23 protein-coding genes are annotated in these 24,343 nt (G+C 62.3%); 18 read left to right on the top strand and 5 right to left on the bottom strand.

Annotated elements, in window-relative coordinates; genetic code table 11:
- Nucleotides 1-1,176 (bottom strand): ATP-binding protein, encoded by a 1,176-nt coding sequence (locus LU682_RS09535; protein ID WP_010954895.1) that lies wholly within the window; start codon nt 1,174-1,176, stop codon nt 1-3.
- Nucleotides 1,177-1,301: 125 nt separating this feature from the next.
- On the opposite strand from LU682_RS09535, the gene LU682_RS09530 reads away from it, so the two are divergent.
- The 16 genes from LU682_RS09530 to nuoN all read left to right on the top strand — a co-directional run bounded on the left by LU682_RS09530 (nt 1,302) and on the right by nuoN (nt 20,172).
- On the top strand, nt 1,302-2,066 hold the full coding sequence (locus LU682_RS09530; protein WP_172835031.1) for a secretin N-terminal domain-containing protein: 765 nt from the start codon (nt 1,302-1,304) through the stop codon (nt 2,064-2,066).
- Between the two features lie 490 nt (nt 2,067-2,556).
- A complete protein-coding gene (gene aceA, locus LU682_RS09525) occupies nt 2,557-3,882 on the top strand; it encodes an isocitrate lyase (protein WP_010954897.1) in 1,326 nt (441 codons plus the stop codon).
- Between the two features lie 290 nt (nt 3,883-4,172).
- Nucleotides 4,173-4,835, top strand: coding sequence for a lysoplasmalogenase (locus LU682_RS09520; protein WP_172835032.1), 663 nt, complete (start codon nt 4,173-4,175; stop codon nt 4,833-4,835).
- A gap of 383 nt (nt 4,836-5,218) precedes the next feature.
- The gene (locus LU682_RS09515) at nt 5,219-5,632 is read left to right on the top strand and encodes an NADH-quinone oxidoreductase subunit A (RefSeq protein ID WP_003251427.1); all 414 of its coding nucleotides are present in this window, start codon (nt 5,219-5,221) and stop codon (nt 5,630-5,632) included.
- A 9-nt stretch (nt 5,633-5,641) separates the two neighbouring features.
- Nucleotides 5,642-6,319, top strand: a complete 678-nt coding sequence (locus LU682_RS09510; RefSeq protein WP_003251429.1) for a NuoB/complex I 20 kDa subunit family protein — start codon at nt 5,642-5,644, stop codon at nt 6,317-6,319.
- 79 nt (nt 6,320-6,398) lie between these two features.
- The gene (gene nuoC, locus LU682_RS09505; protein ID WP_010954900.1) at nt 6,399-8,180 is read left to right on the top strand and encodes an NADH-quinone oxidoreductase subunit C/D; all 1,782 of its coding nucleotides are present in this window, start codon (nt 6,399-6,401) and stop codon (nt 8,178-8,180) included.
- A 2-nt stretch (nt 8,181-8,182) separates the two neighbouring features.
- Nucleotides 8,183-8,680, top strand: coding sequence for an NADH-quinone oxidoreductase subunit NuoE (gene nuoE, locus LU682_RS09500; RefSeq protein WP_003251433.1), 498 nt, complete (start codon nt 8,183-8,185; stop codon nt 8,678-8,680).
- Nucleotides 8,677-10,038 (top strand): NADH-quinone oxidoreductase subunit NuoF, encoded by a 1,362-nt coding sequence (gene nuoF, locus LU682_RS09495; RefSeq protein WP_010954901.1) that lies wholly within the window; start codon nt 8,677-8,679, stop codon nt 10,036-10,038. The genes nuoE and nuoF overlap by 4 nt, the downstream gene beginning before the upstream one ends.
- Before the next feature lie 132 nt (nt 10,039-10,170).
- Nucleotides 10,171-12,885: an NADH-quinone oxidoreductase subunit NuoG gene (gene nuoG, locus LU682_RS09490; protein ID WP_232885759.1), complete on the top strand. Its 2,715-nt coding sequence runs from the start codon at nt 10,171-10,173 to the stop codon at nt 12,883-12,885.
- Nucleotides 12,882-13,889 carry an NADH-quinone oxidoreductase subunit NuoH gene (gene nuoH, locus LU682_RS09485; RefSeq protein WP_003251440.1) on the top strand — a complete coding sequence of 336 codons (1,008 nt, stop codon included), beginning with the start codon at nt 12,882-12,884 and terminating at the stop codon, nt 13,887-13,889. The genes nuoG and nuoH overlap by 4 nt, the downstream gene beginning before the upstream one ends.
- Nucleotides 13,890-13,900: 11 nt before the next feature.
- Entirely contained in the window at nt 13,901-14,449 is a 549-nt protein-coding gene (gene nuoI, locus LU682_RS09480) for an NADH-quinone oxidoreductase subunit NuoI (protein WP_003251442.1), read from the top strand.
- Between the two features lie 10 nt (nt 14,450-14,459).
- Nucleotides 14,460-14,960, top strand: a complete 501-nt coding sequence (gene nuoJ / locus LU682_RS09475; protein WP_003251444.1) for an NADH-quinone oxidoreductase subunit J — start codon at nt 14,460-14,462, stop codon at nt 14,958-14,960.
- Nucleotides 14,961-14,963: 3 nt separating this feature from the next.
- Nucleotides 14,964-15,272, top strand: coding sequence for an NADH-quinone oxidoreductase subunit NuoK (gene nuoK / locus LU682_RS09470; protein ID WP_003251446.1), 309 nt, complete (start codon nt 14,964-14,966; stop codon nt 15,270-15,272).
- On the top strand, nt 15,269-17,122 hold the full coding sequence (nuoL, locus tag LU682_RS09465; protein WP_010954903.1) for an NADH-quinone oxidoreductase subunit L: 1,854 nt from the start codon (nt 15,269-15,271) through the stop codon (nt 17,120-17,122). Before nuoK ends, nuoL begins: the two co-directional genes overlap by 4 nt.
- Nucleotides 17,123-17,162: 40 nt before the next feature.
- Nucleotides 17,163-18,695 carry an NADH-quinone oxidoreductase subunit M gene (nuoM, locus tag LU682_RS09460; protein WP_010954904.1) on the top strand — a complete coding sequence of 511 codons (1,533 nt, stop codon included), beginning with the start codon at nt 17,163-17,165 and terminating at the stop codon, nt 18,693-18,695.
- Between the two features lie 7 nt (nt 18,696-18,702).
- Nucleotides 18,703-20,172 carry an NADH-quinone oxidoreductase subunit NuoN gene (nuoN, locus tag LU682_RS09455; RefSeq protein ID WP_010954905.1) on the top strand — a complete coding sequence of 490 codons (1,470 nt, stop codon included), beginning with the start codon at nt 18,703-18,705 and terminating at the stop codon, nt 20,170-20,172.
- A gap of 90 nt (nt 20,173-20,262) precedes the next feature.
- On the opposite strand, the gene LU682_RS09450 is transcribed toward nuoN, so the two are convergent.
- Nucleotides 20,263-20,526: an Ogr/Delta-like zinc finger protein gene (locus LU682_RS09450; RefSeq protein ID WP_010954906.1), complete on the bottom strand. Its 264-nt coding sequence runs from the start codon at nt 20,524-20,526 to the stop codon at nt 20,263-20,265.
- Nucleotides 20,527-20,705: 179 nt separating this feature from the next.
- On the opposite strand from LU682_RS09450, the gene LU682_RS09445 reads away from it, so the two are divergent.
- Nucleotides 20,706-21,083, top strand: a complete 378-nt coding sequence (locus LU682_RS09445) for a helix-turn-helix domain-containing protein (protein WP_010954907.1) — start codon at nt 20,706-20,708, stop codon at nt 21,081-21,083.
- Here the strand turns inward: LU682_RS09445 and LU682_RS09440 are convergent.
- The 3 genes from LU682_RS09440 to LU682_RS09430 are packed head-to-tail and all read right to left on the bottom strand — an operon-like array spanning nt 21,080 to nt 22,042.
- On the bottom strand, nt 21,080-21,442 hold the full coding sequence (locus LU682_RS09440) for a hypothetical protein (RefSeq protein WP_060489088.1): 363 nt from the start codon (nt 21,440-21,442) through the stop codon (nt 21,080-21,082). The genes LU682_RS09445 and LU682_RS09440 overlap by 4 nt on opposite strands.
- Entirely contained in the window at nt 21,435-21,782 is a 348-nt protein-coding gene (locus LU682_RS09435) for a head completion/stabilization protein (RefSeq protein ID WP_060489089.1), read from the bottom strand. Before LU682_RS09435 ends, LU682_RS09440 begins: the two co-directional genes overlap by 8 nt.
- A gap of 11 nt (nt 21,783-21,793) precedes the next feature.
- Entirely contained in the window at nt 21,794-22,042 is a 249-nt protein-coding gene (locus tag LU682_RS09430; protein ID WP_003251454.1) for a helix-turn-helix domain-containing protein, read from the bottom strand.
- Between the two features lie 220 nt (nt 22,043-22,262).
- On the opposite strand from LU682_RS09430, the gene LU682_RS09425 reads away from it, so the two are divergent.
- Complete coding sequence (locus LU682_RS09425) at nt 22,263-24,335, top strand: TonB-dependent receptor family protein (protein ID WP_010954910.1); 2,073 nt, start codon at nt 22,263-22,265, stop codon at nt 24,333-24,335.
- The last annotated feature ends 8 nt before the right edge of the window (nt 24,336-24,343 follow it).

The following is a 24,343-nucleotide window of genomic DNA, read 5'->3' as shown; positions in this document are numbered from 1 at the left end:
TCACCTGTGGCCGGCGACTGCCTGGTCGCGGGCGAGCCATTCGGCCATGGCAGTATCCTCCAACGCGTACTCGCCACGATTGGCCTTCCATACCAGCTCCTTGTCGCGCAGGGCATCAAGGGCCTTCTGTACGTTTGCCGTGTTGACGTTGGCTACCGCCTGGGCCTGCTCCAGCTTGCGGCTGACCTCAACCAGGGTTTGCTCGGTAAACGGGGAAAACGGCTGCCGGCCCAGCGTGCGCTCGGCCATGACCTCTAGCACGGCCTGCTGCAACGGCGTAAGTTCGTTCCAAGCGCTTTCGTAGTCACTCCACACCCCAGCTTGATGGTTCAGCGCCCCATTGCGCAGCAGTTCACCCAGGTTGCCCGCCTCACCCAGGCCGACGCTAACTTCGGCCAACAGTTTGTTGAGCATTTCCGGGCGCCGGCCGACCAATTCGAACGCGTATGCCAGGTCCTCTACCTTGAACTGGTTACTGTCGGCCAGGCGACGGTTCCACAAGGCGGTGATGAATTCGACATATTCACGCCCCAGCAACGGAAATGGCGTGATGCTGGCACCAAAGAATGGCTGCTTGCTCTTGAGTACCAGGTTGGCCAGCTTGTCGCGACTAGAGCCCGTGAACACCAGGCGCAAGCCGTCCGGACGGTCGCCACGGTTAAGGTGGTCACGCGCGGCTTTCAGCGCGAACATCGCATTAAGGCCATCTTCGCTGTTAAGGGCGTGCTGAGCCTCGTCGATGATCAGTACTACCAACTGCCCTGATACTTGATGCAACACGGCAAGCGCCTGGGCCAGGGTAGTCCCCGCAGGCAGTTGCGGGCGGGTGAAATCCCAGCTCAGGGTGCGCAGCAGGTTGATCTTGTCGATACCGGCCTTTTTCGCGGTCCTGGCCAGCGCACCTTCGAATCTGGCCAGCGCAGTACCGATGGCGCCGCTGATGAGCTGCGCAGGGGCGGCGTCGCGATCCGACCACAGGTCGACGTAAACCGGTAGCCAGCCGCGCTGTACGCATTCCGGTATGAAGTCGTTGTTGAGGAAGGTGCTCTTGCCCGTACGCCGGGGCGCGGCCAGGAACATGCCCGAGCTGTAATCGACCAACGACTCGCCGGCCAGGTCTTGGGCCAGTGCGGTGGCCAACTGATTACGGCGTAGGAGCGGGCGAACGGGAGACATGCAATTAACCTCAATTATCTTGCCTACTATAATTTATAGCCTACAAGATAAACCAGGATAATACGACCGTCCGCAACAGTGCCGGCGTGATCCAGATCCGGCAAAAAGTCAGCAAATTTGCCATCATGTTGATTCCACCTGCGGAGATCATGGACATGCCGCTACGCCCCCTTTTCACCTCCCTGTTGCTGGTCGCCAGCCTCACCGCCCATGCCGCCACCGAGGTGGTGCCACTTCAGCATCGCAGCAGCGCCGAACTGCTGCCCGCCCTGCAGGCCTTCATCGGCAAGGACGGCACGGTCAGCGCCTTCGAGAACAAACTGATCGTCAACGCCAGCCCCGAGCGCATCGACGACCTGCGCGCCCTGCTGCAACAGCTGGACACCGCGCCCAAGCGCCTGCTGATCAGCGTCGACAACAACGACAGCAACTTCCAGGACAACCGCGGCAACGCACGCGTCATTCACTACGGCACCAGCAACCGCGACGGCGGCATGCAACAGGTACAAGCCAGCGAAGGGCAACCGGCACTGATCCAGGTGGGCCAGAGCATCCCCATTACCAGCACCAGCACAGACGGCTATGGGCGCATTCAAAGCAACACCGAATACCGCAACGTGACCCAAGGCTTCTACGTAACCCCGAGCCTGAGCGGCGAAACGGTTCGTCTGCAAATAAGCAGCAATAATGACCGCATCAGCCACGAACGTGCAGATGTAGTGAAAGTACAAAGTACCGACACGACAGTCACGGGTAAGCTCGGCGAGTGGATCACCCTGGCGGGGTTCAACCAGCAGAGCCAAGCCGACCGCAGCGCGTCAAACCACACGTACAGCACCCAACGGGGTGAAAACATGACATTGCGGGTCAAAGTCGACCTTGTCGACTGATCCCAGGCAATTCAAGGCTTCGACCAAAGGCCTTGAAACTGACTGCCAAGTCGCATTAGACCAAAGATGTAGTAAGGACAAAAAAGCACTACAAAACATTTGACAGGGTCTTTTTCCCAAGGGCATGATGGCCTCGCTCCCGCTAATCAGGGGCCCTGGCAAGGGCCTTCGGGGCGCGCTCCTTCCACCCCAGGAGGCGCCTCGTGTCTATACGGCCCACAAGGCGGTTCGACGGGATTGCGACTGCAACGAAGAAGTTGTCCCGAGGGACGGAAGCGCATCACCGCAGTACTGGCAATCGCGTCGCACCGCAGCAAGGCAACCACGAGCCGACCTGCCGGAGCACACCTTCGCCTGGTCTGCCCACCCTTCCCCTTCGAGCCTTCGCGTTCGCCGCCGCATTCCTGCGAACAGGACAGCCGCCAGGCACCTGATCTGCTCCGAGCATCAGCACAATTAACCCAAGATCGATGCGACGAGGTTTATTTCCATGGCACTGACACGCGAACAGCAAATTGCAGCCCTCGAGAAAGACTGGGCCGAAAACCCGCGCTGGAAAGGCGTGACCCGTACCTACACCGCCGCTGATGTCGTTCGCCTGCGTGGCTCCGTGCAACCTGAGCACACCTTTGCGCGTCAGGGCGCAGAAAAACTGTGGAAGCTGGTCACCGAAGGTGCCCACCCGTCCTTCCGCCCCGACAAAGATTTCGTCAACTGCATGGGCGCCCTGACCGGCGGCCAGGCTGTACAACAGGTCAAGGCCGGCATCCAGGCCATCTACCTGTCCGGCTGGCAGGTTGCCGCCGACAACAACTCGGCCGAGTCGATGTACCCTGACCAGTCGCTGTACCCGGTCGACTCGGTACCGACCGTGGTCAAACGCATCAACAACGCGTTCCGCCGCGCCGACCAGATCCAGTGGAAAGCCGGCAAGAACCCGGGCGACGACGGCTACATCGACTACTTCGCGCCGATCGTGGCCGACGCCGAAGCCGGTTTCGGTGGCGTACTGAACGCCTACGAGCTGATGAAGAACATGATCGAAGCAGGCGCCGCCGGCGTGCACTTCGAAGACCAGCTGGCCTCGGTGAAAAAATGCGGCCACATGGGCGGCAAGGTGCTGGTGCCGACTCAGGAAGCCGTGCAGAAGCTGGTGGCCGCTCGCCTGGCCGCTGACGTGTCGGGTGTACCGACCATCATCCTGGCGCGTACCGATGCCAACGCCGCCGACCTGCTGACCAGCGACTGCGACCCGTACGACCAGCCGTTCGTGGTTGGCGAGCGCACCCGCGAAGGCTTCTACAAGGTCCGCGCCGGCCTCGACCAGGCCATTGCCCGCGGCCTGGCCTACGCCCCGTACGCCGACCTGATCTGGTGCGAAACCGCCAAGCCGGACCTGGACGAAGCCCGTCGCTTCGCCGAGGCGATCAAGAAGGAGTACCCGGACCAGATCCTGTCGTACAACTGCTCGCCTTCCTTCAACTGGAAGAAAAACCTGGACGACGCCACCATCGCCAAGTTCCAGCGCGAACTGTCGGCCATGGGTTACAAGCATCAGTTCATCACCCTGGCCGGCATCCACAACATGTGGCACGGCATGTTCAACCTGGCGCACGACTACGCCCGCAACGACATGACCGCCTACGTGAAGCTGCAGGAGCAGGAATTCGCTGACGCCAGCAAGGGCTACACCTTCGTGGCGCACCAGCAGGAAGTGGGCACTGGCTACTTCGACGACATGACCACCGTGATCCAGGGCGGCGCTTCGTCGGTGACTGCACTGACCGGTTCGACCGAAGAAGAGCAGTTCCACTGATAGTGGGTTGCCGTTGAACAAAGGCCCGGGGCTTGTGAAAGCTCCGGGCCTTTGTTTTTACCCGAGAAAGGGCCGGGCCTGCTGGCCAATTTTTACCAGCCGTTCACCGTTTCCGCCGCTACCGTATTCGCGGGTAAACCCGCACCTACACTGATCGGGAGGAGACACACATCGGCGATTGGGCGCAGGCCGCTGCAGGAACGGGTTCACCCGCGAAAGGGCCGGCACAGGCCACAGCAAAACCCCGGATCAGGGCTATGCTTGTGGCAGCCCAGCAGCAAGGACCGCCCATGCCTCGTCCAAGCCACCTGATGATTCTCGCCCTGACCGCCGCTGCCCTCTATATATATGCACTGGCCAGCGACAACACCATGCTCGCCCTGATGGCCAAACCCATCCCGGTGCTGGCCTTGATTGCCTGGCTGCGCAGCACCCCGGTTTCGCCTTATCGCACGTGGATCTCGATCGGCCTGGGCTTCTCGGTACTCGGTGACATCCTGCTGGCCATCCCCGCCGACCTGTTCGTGTTCGGCCTGGCCGCCTTCCTTTGCGCCCACCTTGCTTACCTGCGCGGCTATTGCGGCATTACCCTGCGCCCCGCCCTGCCCGCACTGATCTTCAGCGCAATCACTGGCATCGCGCTGCTCGGCGTACTGGCCAGCAACGGCCTCGGCCCGTTGCTGATCCCGGTAGCACTCTACGCCCTGGCCATCAGCGCCATGCTCTGGCGCGCACTGGCCTGCGGGGGAGTGGCAGCACTGGGTGCCGGCCTGTTCGTGTTCTCCGACAGCCTGATCGGCATCGACCGCTTCATCAGCCCGTTCGCCGCCGCACCGTACCTGATCATCCTCGCCTACTGGCTCGGCCAATGGGCCATCGCTTCATCAGTCGGTCATCGCTCAACCGATAAAGTATTGACCCAGAGCGGTGCGCGCAGGACCGAGAGCTGCTAGAACAAGGTTTTTTTGCAATTGCAAGTAGGGGGAATCGCCAGATGAACTTTACAAGGCGCAGAACAGCGAAATTCGAGCGCAGCAGTTCAAATGATATTAATTATCATTACAGGGTTTGCAATTCGTTACCCGCTGCAAGAAACATAATTAACAAAACCGCGCGTAATGCCCGAATTTCAAGGCTCTCAGCCAGTTACGAACGTTTTTTGTACTTAATCCTACGAATAAATTTGCGACAGAAATTTTACTTGCACCAGGTTTACCCATAAAATCAGCGCGATTGATCCGGCTGCGACATTTGGTCACTGCATGTGCGACGCCAAGTCGCCGCTCTACACTTATTTCAGACTGCAGAGCTGGGTCTCTGTATAAGGATTTCTAGCATGTCCGATTCGGCAGGACTCATCGCCCACAACTGGGGCTTTGCCATCTTCCTCCTGGGTGTCGTCGGCCTGTGCGCCTTCATGCTCGGCCTGTCCAGCCTGCTCGGTAGCAAGGCCTGGGGCCGCGCCAAGAACGAACCCTTCGAATCCGGCATGCTGCCCGTCGGCAGCGCTCGCCTGCGCCTGTCCGCCAAATTCTATCTGGTCGCGATGCTGTTCGTGATCTTCGATATCGAAGCCCTCTTTCTCTTTGCATGGTCTGTGTCCGTCCGCGAAAGCGGCTGGACCGGATTCGTCGAAGCACTCGTTTTCATAGCAATTCTGTTGGCAGGTCTTGTCTACCTATGGCGCGTCGGGGCACTTGATTGGGCTCCCGAAGGTCGCCGCAAGCGGCAAGCGAAGCTGAAACAATGAGGCTTTGGCATGCAATACAATCTCACCAGAATCGATCCGGATGCGCCCAACGAGCAGTACCCGGTCGGTGAACGGGAAACCGTCACCGATCAACTGCTGGAGGACCAGGTCCACAAGAACATCTTCATGGGCAAACTTGAAGATGTGCTGCGTGGCGCGGTCAACTGGGGCCGCAAGAACTCCCTCTGGCCGTACAACTTCGGCCTGTCCTGCTGCTACGTGGAAATGACCACGGCCTTCACGGCACCCCACGACATCGCCCGCTTCGGCGCCGAAGTCATCCGGGCCTCGCCGCGTCAGGCCGACTTCATGGTCATTGCCGGTACCTGCTTCGTGAAGATGGCGCCGATCATCCAGCGCCTCTACGAGCAGATGCTCGAGCCGAAATGGGTCATTTCCATGGGTTCGTGCGCCAACTCCGGTGGCATGTACGACATCTACTCGGTCGTTCAGGGGGTCGACAAGTTCCTCCCCGTGGACGTCTATGTGCCTGGCTGCCCGCCACGCCCTGAGGCTTTCCTGCAAGGCTTGATGCTGCTGCAGGAGTCGATCGGCCAAGAACGACGCCCGCTTTCCTGGGTTGTTGGTGATCAAGGTATTTACCGTGCCGAGATGCCAGCCCAGAAAGACCTGCGTCGTGAGCAGCGCATTGCAGTAACCAACCTGCGCAGCCCCGACGAAGTCTGATCCAGCGACCTGCCGCCCGCTCCCGAAGGAGCCGGCGGCCTGGCTTCATTCTTAACGTTGACCCAAAGCGACCGAGACCATGACAGCGGACAACGCTATTTTCATTCCGCCCTACAAGGCTGACGACCAGGATGTGGTCGTCGAACTGAACAACCGTTTTGGCGCCGATGCATTCGTCGCCCAGGAAACCCGCACCGGCATGCCCGTGCTGTGGGTAAAACGCGCCCAGCTCAAAGAGGTGCTCAGCTTCCTGCGCGGCGTCGCCAAGCCTTACAGCATGCTGTACGACCTGCATGGCGTCGACGAGCGCCTGCGCACCCAGCGCCGTGGCCTGCCAGCCGCCGATTTCAGCGTGTTCTACCACCTGTTGTCGATCGAGCGTAACAGCGATGTGATGATCAAGGTGTCGCTCAGCGAAGGCGACCTGAACCTGCCGACCGTGACGGGCATCTGGCCAAACGCCAACTGGTACGAGCGCGAAGTCTGGGACATGTTCGGCATCGACTTTGCCGGCCACCCGCACCTCAGCCGCATCATGATGCCGCCGACCTGGGAAGGTCACCCGCTGCGCAAGGACTACCCTGCTCGTGCGACCGAGTTCGACCCCTACAGCCTGACCCTGGCCAAGCAGCAGCTTGAAGAGGAATCGGCACGCTTCAACCCGGAAGCCTGGGGCATGAAGCGTCAGGGCGCCAATGAGGACTACATGTTCCTCAACCTCGGCCCCAACCACCCTTCGGCGCACGGTGCGTTCCGTATCGTCCTGCAGCTGGACGGTGAAGAAATCGTCGACTGCGTACCGGACATCGGCTACCACCACCGTGGCGCCGAAAAAATGGCCGAGCGCCAGTCCTGGCACAGCTTCATCCCCTATACCGACCGTATCGATTACCTCGGCGGGGTGATGAACAACCTGCCGTACGTGCTTGCGGTAGAGAAGCTGGCCGGCATCAAGGTGCCGCAGAAGGTCGACGTGATTCGCATCATGCTGGCCGAGTTCTTCCGCATCACCAGCCACCTGCTGTTCCTGGGTACCTACATCCAGGACGTCGGCGCCATGACCCCGGTGTTCTTCACCTTCACCGACCGCCAGCGCGCCTACACCGTGATCGAAGCGATCACCGGCTTCCGCCTGCACCCGGCCTGGTACCGCATCGGTGGCGTCGCCCACGACCTGCCACGTGGCTGGGACAAGCTGGTCAAGGACTTCGTCGAATGGCTGCCCAAGCGCCTCGACGAATACACCAAGGCCGCCCTGCAAAACAGCATCCTCAAGGGCCGTACCATCGGCGTTGCCGCGTACAACACCAAGGAAGCGCTGGAATGGGGCACCACCGGTGCCGGCTTGCGTGCCACCGGTTGCAACTTCGACCTGCGTAAAGCCCGCCCTTACTCCGGCTACGAGAACTTCGAGTTCGAAGTACCGCTGGCCCACAACGGCGATGCCTACGATCGCTGCATGGTCCGTGTCGAGGAGATGCGTCAGAGTATCCGCATCATCGACCAGTGCCTGCGCAACATGCCGGAAGGCCCGTACAAGGCGGATCACCCGCTGACCACGCCGCCGCCGAAAGAGCGCACCCTGCAGCACATCGAAACCCTGATCACGCACTTCCTGCAAGTCTCGTGGGGCCCGGTCATGCCGGCCAACGAGTCGTTCCAGATGATCGAAGCGACCAAGGGCATCAACAGTTACTACCTGACGAGCGATGGCGGCACCATGAGCTACCGCACCCGGATCCGCACCCCGAGCTACCCGCACCTGCAGCAGATCCCTTCGGTGATCAAAGGCAGCATGGTTGCCGACCTCATTGCGTACCTGGGCAGTATCGACTTCGTTATGGCTGACGTGGACCGCTAAGCATGAACAGCACGCTTATCCAGACAGACCGTTTCGCCCTGAGCGAAACCGAGCGCTCGGCCATCGAGCACGAAATGCATCACTACGAGGACCCGCGCGCGGCGTCCATCGAAGCCCTGAAGATCGTCCAGAAGGAGCGTGGCTGGGTGCCGGACGGCGCCATTCACGCCATCGGCGAAGTGCTGGGCATTCCGGCCAGCGACGTCGAGGGTGTCGCCACCTTCTACAGCCAGATCTTCCGCCAACCGGTCGGCCGCCACATCATCCGCGTGTGCGACAGCATGGTCTGCTACATCGGCGGCCATGAGTCGGTGGTCAGCCAGATCCAGAGCGAGCTGGGCATCGGCCTCGGCCAGACCACTGCCGACGGCCGTTTCACCCTGCTGCCCGTGTGCTGCCTGGGCAACTGCGACAAGGCTCCGGCACTGATGATCGACGACGACACCTTCGGTGACGTGCAGCCGGCTGGCGTTTCCAAACTGCTGGAGGGTTACGTATGACCATTACTTCCTTCGGCCCGGCCAACCGCATCGCGCGCTCGGCCGAAACCCACCCGCTGACCTGGCGCCTGCGTGACGACGGCGAGCCGGTCTGGCTGGCCGAGTACGAATCGAAGAACGGCTACGCCGCAGCCCGCAAGGCGCTGGCGCAAATGTCCGCCGACGACATCGTGCAGAGCGTCAAGGACTCCGGCCTCAAAGGCCGTGGCGGTGCAGGTTTCCCCACTGGCGTGAAGTGGGGCCTGATGCCCAAAGACGAATCCATGAACATCCGCTACCTGCTGTGCAACGCGGACGAAATGGAGCCGAACACCTGGAAGGACCGCATGCTGATGGAGCAACAGCCCCATCTGCTGGTCGAGGGCATGCTGATCAGCGCCCGCGCCCTGAAGGCCTACCGCGGCTACATCTTCCTGCGTGGCGAGTACACCACCGCAGCGAAAAACCTCAACCGCGCCATCGATGAAGCCAAGGCCGCCGGCCTGCTGGGCAAGAACATCCTGGGCAGCGGTTTCGATTTCGAGCTGTTCGTGCACACCGGTGCAGGCCGCTACATCTGCGGTGAAGAAACCGCGCTGATCAACTCGCTGGAAGGCCGCCGCGCCAACCCGCGCTCCAAGCCGCCCTTCCCTGCCGCCGTTGGCGTGTGGGGCAAGCCGACGTGCGTGAACAACGTCGAGACCCTGTGCAACGTCCCGGCCATCGTCGCCAACGGCAACGACTGGTACAAGTCGCTGGCCCGCGAAGGCAGCGAGGACCACGGCACCAAGCTGATGGGCTTCTCCGGCAAGGTGAAGAACCCAGGCCTGTGGGAACTGCCATTTGGCGTTACCGCCCGCGAATTGTTCGAAGACTACGCCGGTGGCATGCGCGATGGCTTCAAGCTCAAGTGCTGGCAGCCAGGCGGCGCCGGTACCGGCTTCCTGCTGCCTGAGCACCTCGATGCGCAAATGTACGCCGGTGGCATCGCCAAGGTCGGCACCCGTATGGGTACTGGCCTGGCCATGGCGGTCGACGACAGCATCAACATGGTGTCGCTGCTGCGCAACATGGAAGAGTTCTTTGCCCGCGAATCGTGCGGCTGGTGCACCCCATGCCGTGACGGCCTGCCGTGGAGCGTGAAGATGCTGCGCGCGCTGGAAAACGGCCAAGGCCGCGCCGAGGACATCGAGACGCTGCTGGGGCTGGTCAACTTCCTCGGCCCGGGCCGTACCTTCTGTGCTCACGCACCGGGTGCCGTCGAGCCGCTGGGCAGTGCCATCAAATACTTCCGCTCGGAGTTCGAGGCCGGCGTGGCGCCAGAAAGCGCTGCCACCCTGCGCCCCGACCTGGCGAAGCCGATCGTGGTCGGCGCATAACAAGATGATTAGGCGGGTGGTCCGTGCCACTCGCCAGCTTACCGGCAGGCCCGAGCAATCGAGGCGTGTCGCAAGCTCACCGATTTCCATTAGCCACGCCCGCTCACGCGGGCCAACGAAGAACTTTGAACAATGGCCACTATCCACGTAGACGGCAAAGCGCTCGAAGTCAACGGTGCAGACAACCTGTTACAGGCATGTCTGTCGCTCGGCCTCGACATCCCTTATTTCTGCTGGCACCCGGCGCTTGGTAGCGTTGGTGCCTGCCGGCAATGCGCAGTCAAGCAGTACACCGACGAGAACGACACCCGTGGTCGTATCGTCATGTCCTGCATGACCCCTGCTTCCGACGGCACCTGGATTTCCATCGACGATGAAGAGTCGAAGGCGTTCCGCGCCAGCGTCGTCGAATGGCTGATGACCAACCACCCGCACGACTGCCCGGTGTGCGAGGAAGGCGGTCACTGCCACCTGCAGGACATGACGGTAATGACCGGCCACAACGAGCGCCGCTACCGTTTCACCAAGCGTACCCACCAGAACCAGGACCTCGGCCCGTTCATCGCCCATGAGATGAACCGCTGCATCGCCTGCTACCGCTGCGTGCGCTATTACAAGGACTACGCCGGTGGTACCGACCTGGGCGTCTACGGCGCCCACGACAACGTGTACTTCGGCCGCGTCGAAGACGGTGTGCTGGAAAGCGAGTTCTCCGGCAACCTGACCGAGGTCTGCCCGACCGGCGTATTCACCGACAAGACCCACTCCGAACGCTACAACCGCAAGTGGGACATGCAGTTCGCCCCAAGCATCTGCCATGGCTGCTCCAGCGGCTGCAACATCAGCCCGGGTGAGCGCTACGGCGAACTACGCCGTATCGAAAACCGCTTCAACGGTTCGGTCAACCAGTACTTCCTGTGCGACCGCGGCCGCTTCGGCTACGGCTACGTCAACCGCAAGGACCGCCCACGCCAGCCACAACTGGCCGACGGCACCAAGCTGGGCCTGGACGCCGCCCTGGACAAGGCCGCCGACCTGCTACGCGGCCGTACCATCGTCGGTATCGGCTCGCCACGCGCCAGCCTCGAAAGCAACTACGGCCTGCGTGAGCTGGTCGGCGCCGAGTACTTCTACTCGGGCATGGAAGCTGGCGAACTGGCCCGCGTACGCCTGGCCCTGAACGTGCTGAACAACAGCCCGCTGCCCGTGCCGACCCTGCGCGACATCGAAGACCACGACGCCGTGTTCGTGCTCGGTGAAGACCTGACCCAGACCGCTGCCCGCGTTGCCCTGGCCGTGCGCCAGGCCACCAAAGGCAAGGCCGAGGCCATGGCCGAAGCCATGAAAGTGCAGCTTTGGCTCGACGCTGCCGTGAAGAACATTGGCCAGCACGCGCTGTACCCGCTGTTCATCGCATCCCTGGCTGAAACCAAGCTGGACGACGTCGCCGAAGAGTGCGTACACGCCGCGCCGGCCGACCTGGCCCGCATCGGTTTCGCCGTGGCCCACGCCATCGACCCGAGCGCCCCTGCCGTCGCCGGCCTGGACGACGAAGCCCAGGCCCTGGCCCAGCGCATCGCCGACGCCCTGGTCGCCGCCAAGCGCCCACTGGTCGTAGCCGGTACTTCGCTGGCCGACCCGGCGCTGATCGAAGCGGCTGCCAACATCGCCAAGGCCCTGAAGCTGCGCGAGAAAAACGGCTCGCTGAGCCTGGTGGTGCCTGAGGCCAACAGCCTCGGCCTGGCCATGCTCGGTGGCGAGTCGGTCGATGCCGCCCTAGACGCGGTCATCAGCGGCAAAGCCGATGCCATCGTGGTGCTGGAAAACGACCTGTACGCCCGCGTACCGGCCGCCAAGGTCGATGCTGCCCTGGCTGCGGCCAAGGTGGTGATCGTTGCCGACCACTCCAAAACCGCCACCGTCGACCGCGCCCACCTGGTGCTGCCGGCCGCCTCGTTCGCCGAAGGCGACGGTACCCTGGTCAGCCAGGAAGGCCGTGCCCAGCGCTTCTTCCAGGTGTTCGACCCGCAGTACCTGGACAGCAGCATCCAGATCCACGAAGGCTGGCGCTGGATGCACGCCCTGCGTGCCACCCTGCTGAACAAGCCGGTCGACTGGACCCAGCTGGACCACGTCACCAGCGCCTGCGCCGAAGCCGCTCCGCAACTGGCTGGCATCGTCAACGCCGCGCCGAGCGCTGCGTTCCGCATCAAGGGCATGAAGCTGGCCCGTGAGCCGCTGCGCTACTCCGGCCGTACCGCCATGCGTGCCAACATCAGTGTGCACGAGCCGCGCACCCCGCAAGACAAGGACACCGCGTTCGCCTTCTCCATGGAAGGCTACTCGGGTTCGGCCGAACCGCGCCAGCAGGTGCCATTCGCCTGGTCGCCGGGCTGGAACTCCCCACAAGCCTGGAACAAGTTTCAGGACGAGGTCGGTGGCCACCTGCGTGCCGGTGACCCAGGCGTACGCCTGATCGAATCGCAAGGCGACCGCCTGAACTGGTTCAACGCCATTCCGGGGGCCTTCAACCCGGCCCGTGGCATCTGGACTGCCGTGCCGTTCTTCCACCTGTTCGGCAGCGAAGAAAGCTCCTCGCGCGCCGCCCCGGTTCAAGAACGCATCCCGGCTGCCTACGTGGCCCTAGCCAAGTCCGAAGCCGACCGCCTGGGCGTCAACGACGGCGCCCTGCTGAGCCTGAACGTCGCCGGTGTGGCCCTGCGCCTGCCGCTGCGTATCAATGAAGAGCTGGGCGCTGGCCTGGTCGCGCTGCCGAAAGGCCTGGCTGGCATTCCGCCTGCCATCTTCGGTGCATCCGTCGAAGGTCTGCAGGAGGCAGCACAATGAGCTGGTTCACCCCCGAAGTGATCGATGTGATCCTCACCGTGCTGCGGGCCATCGTGGTCCTGCTGGCGGTGGTGGTCTGCGGTGCGCTGCTCAGCTTCGTCGAGCGCCGCCTGCTGGGCTGGTGGCAGGACCGTTACGGTCCGAACCGCGTCGGCCCGTTCGGCATGTTCCAGATCGCTGCCGACATGCTGAAGATGTTCTTCAAGGAAGACTGGAACCCACCCTTCGTCGATCGCGTGATCTTCACCCTGGCACCGGTAGTGGCCATGAGCGCCCTGCTGATCGCCTTCGTGGTCATCCCGATCACCCCGACCTGGGGCGTTGCCGACCTGAACATCGGCCTGCTGTTCTTCTTCGCCATGGCCGGCCTGTCGGTCTACGCGGTGCTGTTCGCCGGCTGGTCGTCGAACAACAAGTACGCCCTGCTGGGCAGCTTGCGTGCTTCGGCACAGACCGTGTCGTACGAAGTGTTCCTGGGCCTGGCGCTGATGGGCGTGGTGGTGCAGGTGGGTTCGTTCAACATGCGCGACATCGTTGAGTACCAGGCGCAGAACCTGTGGTTCATCATTCCGCAGTTCTTCGGCTTCTGCACCTTCTTCATCGCTGGCGTCGCCGTGACTCACCGTCACCCGTTCGACCAGCCGGAAGCAGAACAGGAACTGGCCGACGGCTACCACATCGAGTATGCCGGCATGAAGTGGGGCATGTTCTTCGTCGGTGAGTACATCGGCATCATCCTCATCTCGGCGCTGCTGGTAACCCTGTTCTTCGGCGGCTGGCACGGCCCGTTCGGCATCCTGCCGCAACTGTCGTTCCTGTGGTTCGCCCTGAAGACCGCGTTCTTCATCATGCTGTTCATCCTGCTGCGCGCCTCGATCCCGCGCCCACGCTATGACCAGGTGATGGACTTCAGCTGGAAGTTCTGCCTGCCGCTGACCCTGATCAATTTGCTGGTGACCGCTGCGATCGTGCTCTACAACACGCCAGCCGTCGCGGCCCAGTGAGGATTTGACCCATGTTCAAGTATATCGGCGACATCGTTAAGGGCACCGGCACCCAGCTGCGCAGCCTGGCAATGGTGTTCTCCCACGGGTTCCGCAAGCGCGACACCCTGCAATACCCCGAAGAACCCGTGTACCTGCCGCCGCGCTACCGCGGCCGCATCGTCCTCACCCGCGACCCCGATGGCGAGGAGCGCTGCGTAGCGTGCAACCTCTGCGCGGTGGCCTGCCCGGTGGGCTGCATTTCGCTGCAGAAGGCCGAGACAGAGGACGGCCGCTGGTACCCGGAGTTCTTCCGCATCAACTTCTCGCGTTGCATTTTCTGCGGCCTGTGTGAAGAAGCGTGCCCGACCACCGCGATCCAGCTGACTCCGGATTTCGAAATGGCCGAGTTCAAGCGTCAGGACCTGGTGTACGAGAAAGAAGATCTGCTGATCTCCGGCCCCGGCAAGAACCCTGACTACAACTTCTACCGTGTTGCGGGTATGGCAATCGCTGGCAAGCCGAAGGGCTCTGCACAGAACGAAGCCGAGCCGATCAACGTGAAGAGCTTGCTCCCATAAGGACAGAAAGATGGAATTCGCTTTCTACTTCGCATCCGGGATCGCCGTGGTCTCCACCCTTCGGGTGGTAACTGGCACCAACCCCGTGCACGCCTTGCTTTACCTGATCATTTCGCTGATTTCCGTGGCCATGATCTTCTTCGCCCTGGGTGCGCCGTTTGCCGGCGCCCTGGAAGTGATCGCCTACGCCGGCGCCATCATGGTGCTGTTCGTGTTCGTGGTGATGATGCTCAACCTCGGGCCGGCTTCGGTCGCCCAGGAACGGGGCTGGCTCAAGCCCGGTATCTGGGCAGGGCCAGTGATCCTCGGCACCCTGCTGCTGGCGGAGCTGCTGTACGTCCTGTTCGTCGCCCCGAGCGGCGCCGGCATCAGCGGTACCACCGTGGGCCCGAAAGCCGTGGGCATCAGCCTGTTCGGCCCGTACCTGCTGGTGGTCGAACTGGCGTCGATGCTGCTGCTGGCTGCAGCCGTCACCGCCTTCCACCTGGGCCGCAACGAGGCGAAGGAGTAAATCATGGGTGCTATCCCTCTCGAGCATGGGCTGGCGGTCGCCGGCATCCTGTTCTGCTTAGGTCTGGTTGGCCTGATGGTCCGCCGCAACATCCTCTTCGTGCTCATGAGCCTGGAAGTCATGATGAACGCCTCTGCCCTGGCGTTCGTCGTCGCCGGTGCCCGTTGGGTCCAGCCCGACGGTCAGGTGATGTTCATTCTGGTGATCAGCCTGGCAGCCGCCGAGGCCAGCATTGGCCTGGCCATCCTGCTGCAGCTGTATCGCCGCTTCCACACTCTCGACATCGATGCTGCCAGTGAGATGCGCGGATGAACCTTCTCTTCCTGACTTTCGTCTTTCCCCTCATCGGCTTCCTGCTGCTGTCGTTCTCGCGCGGACGGTTCTCGGAGAACCTGTCCGCCCTGATCGGCGTCGGCTCGGTAGGCCTGTCGGCCGCCACGGCCGCCTACGTCATCTGGCAGTTCAACGTCGCCCCGCCTGAGGGCGGCGCGTACAGCCAGCTGCTGTGGCAGTGGATGTCGGTGGACGGCTTCGCGCCGAACTTCACCCTGTACCTGGACGGCCTGTCGGTCACCATGCTCGGCGTGGTGACCGGTGTCGGCTTCCTGATCCACCTGTTCGCATCCTGGTACATGCGTGGCGAAGCCGGCTACTCGCGCTTCTTCTCGTACACCAACCTGTTCATCGCCAGCATGCTGTTCCTGATCCTTGGCGATAACCTGCTGTTCATCTACTTCGGCTGGGAAGGCGTGGGCCTGTGCTCGTACCTGTTGATCGGTTTCTACTACAGCAACCGCAACAACGGTAACGCGGCACTCAAGGCATTCATCGTCACCCGTATCGGCGACGTGTTCATGGCCATCGGCCTGTTCATCCTGTTCGCCCAGCTGGGCACCCTGAACGTGCAGGAACTGCTGGTGTTGGCACCGCAGAAGTTCCAGGCTGGCGACACCTGGATGGTGCTGGCCACGCTGATGCTGCTGGGTGGTGCGGTCGGTAAATCGGCGCAGCTGCCATTGCAGACCTGGCTGGCCGACGCCATGGCGGGCCCGACTCCGGTTTCGGCACTGATCCACGCCGCAACCATGGTGACCGCGGGCGTGTACCTGATCGCCCGTACCAACGGCCTGTTCCTGCTGGCGCCGGACATCCTGCACCTTGTAGGTGTGGTCGGTGGCTTGACCCTGGTACTGGCAGGCTTCGCTGCGCTGGTACAGACCGATATCAAGCGTATCCTCGCCTACTCGACCATGAGCCAGATCGGCTACATGTTCCTGGCCCTGGGCGTGGGTGCCTGGGACGCGGCGATCTTCCACCTGATGACCCACGCCTTCTTCAAGGCCCTGCTGTTCCTTGCCTCCGGTGCGGTGATCGTTGCCTGCCACCACGAGCAGAACATCTTCAAGATGGGCGGCCTGTGGAAGAAACTGCCGCTGGCCTACGCCAGCTTCGTGGTCGGTGGTGCGGCACTGGCGGCCCTGCCGATCGTGACCGTAGGCTTCTACTCCAAGGACGAGATCCTCTGGGAAGCCTTCGCCAGCGGCAACACCGGCCTGCTGTATGCCGGCCTGGTAGGCGCGTTCATGACCTCGCTGTACACCTTCCGCCTGATCTTCATCGCCTTCCACGGCGAAGCCAAGACCGAAGCCCACGCTGGCCACGGCATCAGCCACTGGCTGCCGCTGGGCGTGCTGATCGTGCTGTCGACTTTCGTCGGCGCCTGGATCACCCCGCCGCTGGCCGGTGTGCTGCCGGAAAGCGCCGGCCATGCCGGTGGCGAAGCCAAGCACGCGCTGGAGATCACCTCGGGTGCCATCGCCATCGCCGGTATCCTGCTGGCCGCCCTGCTGTTCCTGGGCAAGCGCCGCTTCGTCAGCGCCGTCGCCAACAGTGGCATCGGTCGCGTCCTGTCGGCCTGGTGGTTCGCTGCCTGGGGCTTCGACTGGATCTACGACAAGCTTTTCGTCAAACCGTACCTGCTGATCAGCCACATCCTGCGCAAGGACCCGGTTGACCGCACCATCGGCCTGATTCCTCGGATGGCGCGTGGTGGCCACGTGGCCATGAGCAAGACCGAGACTGGCCAACTGCGCTGGTACACCGCCTCTATCGCCGTGGGTGCCGTGCTGGTGCTCGGTGCCGTGGTAGTGGCTGCGGTATGACTATGAATCTTGCGACTTTGCCAAAGGAAACCAACCCGTCATGATTTTGCCTTGGCTGATCCTGATCCCCTTCATCGGCGGCTTCCTCTGCTGGCTGGGTGAGCGCTTCGGCGCCACCCTGCCGCGCTGGATCGCGCTGCTTACCATGTCCCTGCTGCTTGGCATCGGCCTGTGGCTGTGGGGTACCGGCGACTACACCCTTGCTCCCGCCCCGGGCGCCGAACCGGCCTGGGCTCTCGAATACAAAGTCGAGTGGATCAAGCGTTTCGGCATCAGCATCCACCTGGCCCTGGACGGCCTGTCGCTGCTGATGATCCTGCTCACCGGCCTGCTCGGTGTGCTGTCGGTACTGTGTTCCTGGAAAGAGATCCAGCGCCACGTCGGCTTCTTCCACCTCAACCTGATGTGGATCCTCGGCGGCGTGGTCGGTGTGTTCCTGGCCCTGGACCTGTTCCTGTTCTTCTTCTTCTGGGAAATGATGCTGGTGCCGATGTACTTCCTCATCGCGCTCTGGGGTCACAGCTCGGCAGACGGCAAGAAGACCCGGATCTACGCGGCGACCAAGTTCTTCATCTTCACCCAGGCCAGCGGCCTGATCATGCTGGTGGCGATCCTGGGCCTGGTGCTGGTCAACTACAACACCACTGGCGTGCTCACCTTCAACTACAGCGACCTGCTCAAGGCCGAGTTGCCGGCCGGTATCGAGTACGTGCTGATGCTGGGCTTCTTCATCGCCTTCGCGGTGAAGCTGCCAGTGGTGCCGTTCCACTCCTGGCTGCCTGACGCTCACGCCCAGGCACCGACCGCAGGCTCGGTGGACCTGGCGGGTATCTTGCTGAAGACCGCGGCCTACGGCCTGCTGCGCTTCGCTCTGCCGCTGTTCCCGAACGCCTCGGCCGAGTTCGCGCCGATCGCCATGACCCTGGGCCTGATCGGTATCTTCTACGGTGCCTTCCTGGCCTTCGCACAAACCGACATCAAGCGCCTGATCGCCTTCTCCAGCGTCTCGCACATGGGCTTCGTGCTGATCGGTATCTACTCCGGCAGCCAGCAGGCCCTGCAAGGTGCGGTGATCCAGATGCTGGCCCACGGCCTGTCGGCTGCGGCGCTGTTCATCCTGTCCGGCCAGCTGTACGAGCGCCTGCACACCCGTGACATGCGTCAGATGGGTGGCCTGTGGCACCGCATCGCCTACCTGCCGGCCATCAGCCTGTTCTTCGCAGCGGCATCGCTGGGCCTGCCAGGCACCGGCAACTTCGTCGGCGAGTTCCTGATCCTGATCGGCAGCTTCGTGCATGTACCGTGGATCACCGTGATCGCCACTACCGGCCTGGTGTTCGGTTCTGTTTACTCGCTGATCATGATCCACCGTGCCTACTTCGGCCCGGCCAAGACCGACACCGTGCTGGCCGGCATGGACGGTCGCGAACTGATCATGGTTCTGGGTCTGGCGGTATTGCTGATCCTGCTGGGCGTGTATCCGCAGCCGTTCCTCGACACCTCTGCCGCCACCATGAGTGGTGTGCAGCAGTGGCTCGGATCCGCTTTCACTCAACTCGCTTCGGCCCGGTAAGAGCGCTATGGAATTCACCACTCAACACTTCATCGCATTGGCGCCGATGCTGATCACCACCATCACCACGGTGGTGGTGATGCTGGCGATCGCCTGGAAGCGCAACCACTCGCAGACCTTCCTGCTGTCCACCGTGGGCCTGAACCTGGCCCTGCTGTCGCTCCTGCCGGCGCTGAAGGTCGCGCCGCTGGCGGTCACATCGCTGATCACCATCGACAAGTTCGCCTGCCTGTACATGGCGATCATCCTCGTGGCGACGCTGGCCTGCGTCACCCTCGCCCACGCCTACCTCGGCGAGGGCGCCAAGGGTTTCCCGGGCAACCGTGAAGAACTGTACCTGTTGCTGCTGATGTCGGCCCTCGGTGGCCTGGTGCTGGTCAGCGCCAACCACCTAGCCGGCCTGTTCATCGGCCTGGAGCTGTTGTCGGTACCGGTCTACGGCCTGGTGGCGTATGCCTTCTTCAACAAGCGATCGCTGGAAGCTGGCATCAAGTACATGGTGCTGTCGGCCGCAGGCTCGGCTTTCCTGCTGTTCGGCATGGCCCTGCTGTACGCCGACGCCGGCAGCCTGAGCTTCGACCAGATCGGCAAGGCCCTGGCTACCACCAGCATGCCAAGCCTGGTGGCCCAGCTGGGCCTGGGCATGATGCTGGTTGGCCTGGCCTTCAAGCTGTCGCTGGTACCGTTCCATCTGTGGACCCCGGACGTGTACGAAGGCGCTCCGGCGCCGGTCGCCGCGTTCCTGGCAACCGCCAGCAAGGTGGCAGTATTCGCCGTTGTCGTACGCCTGTTCATGCTCTCCCCTGCTGCCAGCAGCGGCGTGCTCAGCACCGTATTGGCGGTGATTGCCGTAGCCTCGATCCTGATTGGTAACCTGCTGGCGCTGACCCAGAGCAACCTCAAGCGTCTGCTGGGTTACTCGTCCATCGCCCACTTCGGTTACCTGGTCATCGCGTTGGTCGCCAGCAAGGGCCTGGCCCTGGAAGCCATGGGCGTTTACCTGGTCACCTACGTGATCACCAGCCTGGGCGCCTTCGGCGTCATCACCCTCATGTCCTCGCCATACGGCGGCCGTGACGCCGATGCCCTGTACGAGTACCGCGGCCTGTTCTGGCGCCGCCCGTACCTGACAGCGGTACTGACCGTGATGATGCTGTCGCTGGCGGGTATCCCGCTGACCGCCGGCTTCATCGGCAAGTTCTACATCATCGCTACCGGTGTCGAATCGCACCTGTGGTGGTTGGTCGGTGCGCTGGTGATCGGTAGCGCCATCGGCGTGTACTACTACCTGCGCGTCATGGTTACCCTGTACCTGGTCGAGCCGAACCTGCGTCGTCACGACGCCCCGCTCAAGTGGGAACAGCGCACCGGCGGTGTCATGCTGCTGGCTATCGCCATTCTCGCTTTCGTACTGGGTGTGTACCCGCAGCCCCTGCTGGAGATGGTTCAGCAAGCGGGCCTGCAACTGATCGGTTGATCACCCCGGCAGCCCCGGTAACAGAAAACACCCCGCCTAGGCGGGGTGTTTTTTTATCTGCACGTTTTGCTACCTGCGCCCACGGGTGCCTCACTCACTCGGACTGCCCTGGCCTGCGCCCGGCAAGGCGGCCTTGCGCAAATCACCATTGGCCGAAGGCAGGTACACTTCCGGGTTGGGCATGCCGCTGGGGGAGAGTTCATGGGTCATTTCGAATTCGGCGCGCACTGACCAGCCACACGCCTCGGTGGTGCATTGCAAATAAGCGATTCGCAGGAAAATATGGCGCCCTTCGCTAGTACGTATGCGCATCCGGCTGTGGCAATGCGGGCAAACCAGCTTGTAAGTACTCACGGCAAGTACCTGCTAGCATTGTCCAGGCTAGCCTGTGTGTCAGTATTGGCTGCAACTGTGGGTGTATTCTTCAATTTGATGGTTCTCATTGCAGAAGTGCTCCTTAAAACGCAGGGCTGTATTCATAACGAGTAGTTTAAGCCCATGGAATATCATTAAACCAGTCATGGATATTTGTTATGAGTACTCACATACTTGCTGAGGTGCTCACCCGCCTTAAGCTTCTTACTGGCGCAAACACTGATGCCGAGCTGTCACGTGCACTGTCGGTCAGCCCGCAAACGCTGAGCAGCTGGAAGGTTCGCGAAAGCATTCCTTACTCACTTTGCATAGATATCGCCAAAAAGCATGCATGCTCACTGGACTGGCTATTGCTGGGCCAAGCCGAGCACAACGCCGCCCCAAGTGATGTGGGTTGGGAGTGCGACATGCTCGAACGGCTGCGCACGCTCTCGCACAGCGATCGCCAGGCCATCCTGCTGTTCATCAAGGACAAACAGCGCATCCAGCAGTTGGAACAGCAACTGAGCGAGCTCGGCGGCGCAACCAGTGGCTAACCCCGACGGCGCCAGCGCTGGATGAGTTCGCGTGGGTCGAGTGTATCCAGCCAGACCATGACCTTGAGGCTGATGGGGATCACCACCACAGCGGCCACGAATGCCGCCATGCCCCGGGTCAGCAAAGGCACCAATGACGAAACCAGTGGCTCGAACAAATGGCCCACGCCCACGGTCACGAATAGCAGCAGGAGTTTCTTGGCCAGTGTCAGGCGCCTGGCCTGACTGGTGATCAATCGATCGCGTGCCGCGCTCACCAACAGTGCTCCCAGCAGCGCGGCGAACAGGACATCGCCATCCACACCCAGGAACGCCACCAATGCCTGGGCCAGGTTGTCAAAAACTGATAGCTCAGGCATGCACTTGCCCTCCGCGCGGAACAGGCAGACAGGCGGTTGAACCCAGGCTATACATGACCGCCGCTTCGACAAAACGGATGTAGCACACCCGCAAGGCCCGCCCATGATCATGACCGGCCACATCCTCGAGGCGCTTGTAGCCCCGCTCTCGCAGTACTGACCGCCAGCGGGCGAATTCGCGTGCTGCCTCGATGGCAGCGCAACGCGCGGCCACTTCCAATGCAGCTTCACTGACAGATCGCGGCAGTTGCAGGTGCTCCCGCAACCTGCCCAGGTCGACCCGTGGCCAGAACGGATCATGGCAATCGGCAAAGCGCGGTAGCCGTGGATCGTTGCTCATGCGCTACCCCCTTACTGCTCGGCCAGCATGCCGTAGCGAATGGCCTTGATCACAGCAGCCACCCGGGTAGGCACTTCAAATTTGCGCAGGATGTTGGATACGTGAAAATTCACCGTCGACTCCTTGCATTCAAGGATCTGGCCGATCTCCCACGAGCTCTTGCCATAAGCACACCACAACAGCACTTGCTGTTCACGTGGCGTCAGGCGAACCGGGGCGTCCGCCAGGGGTTGCTGCGAGTGTCGAGCGTTGTCAGTCATGTTTGAACTCCACGGGTGATTGAGCGGGGCATTGCTGCCTACCTGCAGTCACCTTACGAAGCACAGGCCACCTGCCTCCACCGCCGTGGTTTGTAAAGAACTTTCGTACAAGACCGTATGACGAAGGATGCGCACGATTTGCTGACTTTCTGCGTGCTCCAAGCCGCATTTCGCTCGTCTCAACGCCGTTGTCCATTCGCCTTTCGCCTGGAGTCGTACAATGCGTTCCGATTTACCCCTCTCATCCTGCCTCGGCCTGCTGGCGGCACTGGCTGCCACCCAGCCCGCCCTGGGGGCATCCGCGGTCGAACTGGGCCGGGTGCTGATCACCGATGAGGAGCAGAACGAGCTGACGGCAGCCGGCGAGCGCCTGCGTGAAATACCGGGAGCCAGCAACCTGGTGGACATGCAGCGCGTGGGGCAAGGCCGAGTGGCCAGCAACCAGGACGTGCTGGCCTACCAGCCAGGGGTGTTCGCCCAATCGGCAGGTAACGATGGCATCAAGCTGTCGATACGCGGCTCGGGCCTCAACCGTGCGCCGGGGGCGCACGGTTCCGGTGTCTACACCATGTTCGACGGCCTGCCGTTGACCGGCCCGGGCGGCACGCCTTACGAACTGTTCGAACCGCTGTGGCTGAGCCGTGCCGAAGTGCTGCGTGGCGCCAATGGCTTTGACCAAGGCTCCCTGGCCTTGGGCGGTGCGATCAACTACGTCACCCACACCGGCTACGACGCGCCTGCACTGCAAGTACGCTACGAAGTCGGTAGCCGCGGCTATCAGCATCGGCACATCAGTTCGGGCCAGGTGCTGGGCAACCTTGACTATTACGTGGCCCTGACCGATTCGGAATATGACGGCTACCAGGCGCACAGCAGCGGCAGCGCCAAGGGCATTGCCGCCAATGCCGGTTACCGCTTCAACCCCAACCTGGAAACCCGCTTCTACCTGCGCTATCGGGAAACTGAAAACGAACTGCCCGGCCGCCTGACCAAGGACCAGATCAAGCACCACCCGCGCGCGGCCAACCCCAACTATCTGGCACGCGACGACAGCCGCCCGCAACCAGGCAGCACCTGGGTGGGCAACAAGACGACCTTCTACCTCGAAGACGAGGCACGCCTGGAAGCCGGCCTGGTCTATCACGACTACCCGATGGACCTGCGCGAAGGCCCCATGCGCCTGAAGGTCGCCTATACCGATGTCAGCGGCACGCTGAACTATTTCCGCCGCGACACACTGTTCGGCCGCGAGAGCAAGACCACCGTCGGTTGGCGTACCACCAAGCACCTGCCCAACAGCGGCGCTTCGCAATTTACCCGCAATGGCGATGTGTTCGGCGAGCGCACCCGAGACTTCACCTACCAGGGCTCGGACACCGTGCTGCATGTTGGCAACGACCTGGAACTGGTCCCCAACCTGTGGCTGAGCACCGGCCTGGCCATGATCTACACGCGCCGCGAAAGTGACGTGACCTACCCCTCTGAAGGCGGCAAGGTGAGCATGCATGACTGGGACTATGCCCCCCGCCTGGGGCTGCGCTACGACATCCGCCCGGACTTGCAGGTGTACGGCAACCTGAGCCGCTCGGTAGAGCCGCCACACCCGTGGTCGCTGATCTGGAGCGCGCCCAGCACAGGCGGCAAGCAGATCCAGCCGATCGAGATGCAGAACCAGACAGCCACCACCCTGGAACTGGGCGCCCGTGGCGACTCGGCGCTCGGCCGCTGGGACCTGGCCTGGTACTACTCGCAAGTACGCCACGAACTGCTGGCCGTTGAGGTAGTGCCGAACTTCACCTCGGAATTCAACGCCAGCGCTACCGTGCACCAAGGCGTGGAAGCCGGCCTCGACAGCACCCTGTGGGAGCGCGCGGGCACTGGCAAGCTGAGCTTGCGCCAGGCCTACACCTTCAGCGACTTCCACTACCGTGATGACGACACGTTTGGCGACAACCGTCTGCCCGGCATCCCCATGCACTACTACCAGGCCGAGCTGCGCTATGACTGGCCGAACGGCTTCTATGCCGGGGTCAATACACAAATGGCCTCGAAGGTGCAGGTGGACTATGCCAATAGCTACCACGCCGATGAATATGCCTTGCTCGGTGCGCGCGTTGGCTGGGACTCACCGAAACAGGACTGGCAGACCTGGCTGGACCTGCGCAACCTGACCAACCAGCGCTATGCAGCGACCGTGACGCCGGCCTACAACGACGCCGGCCAGGACAATGCCCGTTCGACACCGGGCGAAGGATTTGGCGTGTATGCCGGGGTTTCCTACAGCTTCCGCTGACGGGTGGG

This window comes from Pseudomonas alloputida (assembly GCF_021283545.2).
Classification (GTDB): domain Bacteria; phylum Pseudomonadota; class Gammaproteobacteria; order Pseudomonadales; family Pseudomonadaceae; genus Aquipseudomonas; species Aquipseudomonas alloputida.
Note: the sequence above shows the minus strand (reverse complement) of the source record. Positions and strands in the feature narration are given on the sequence as shown.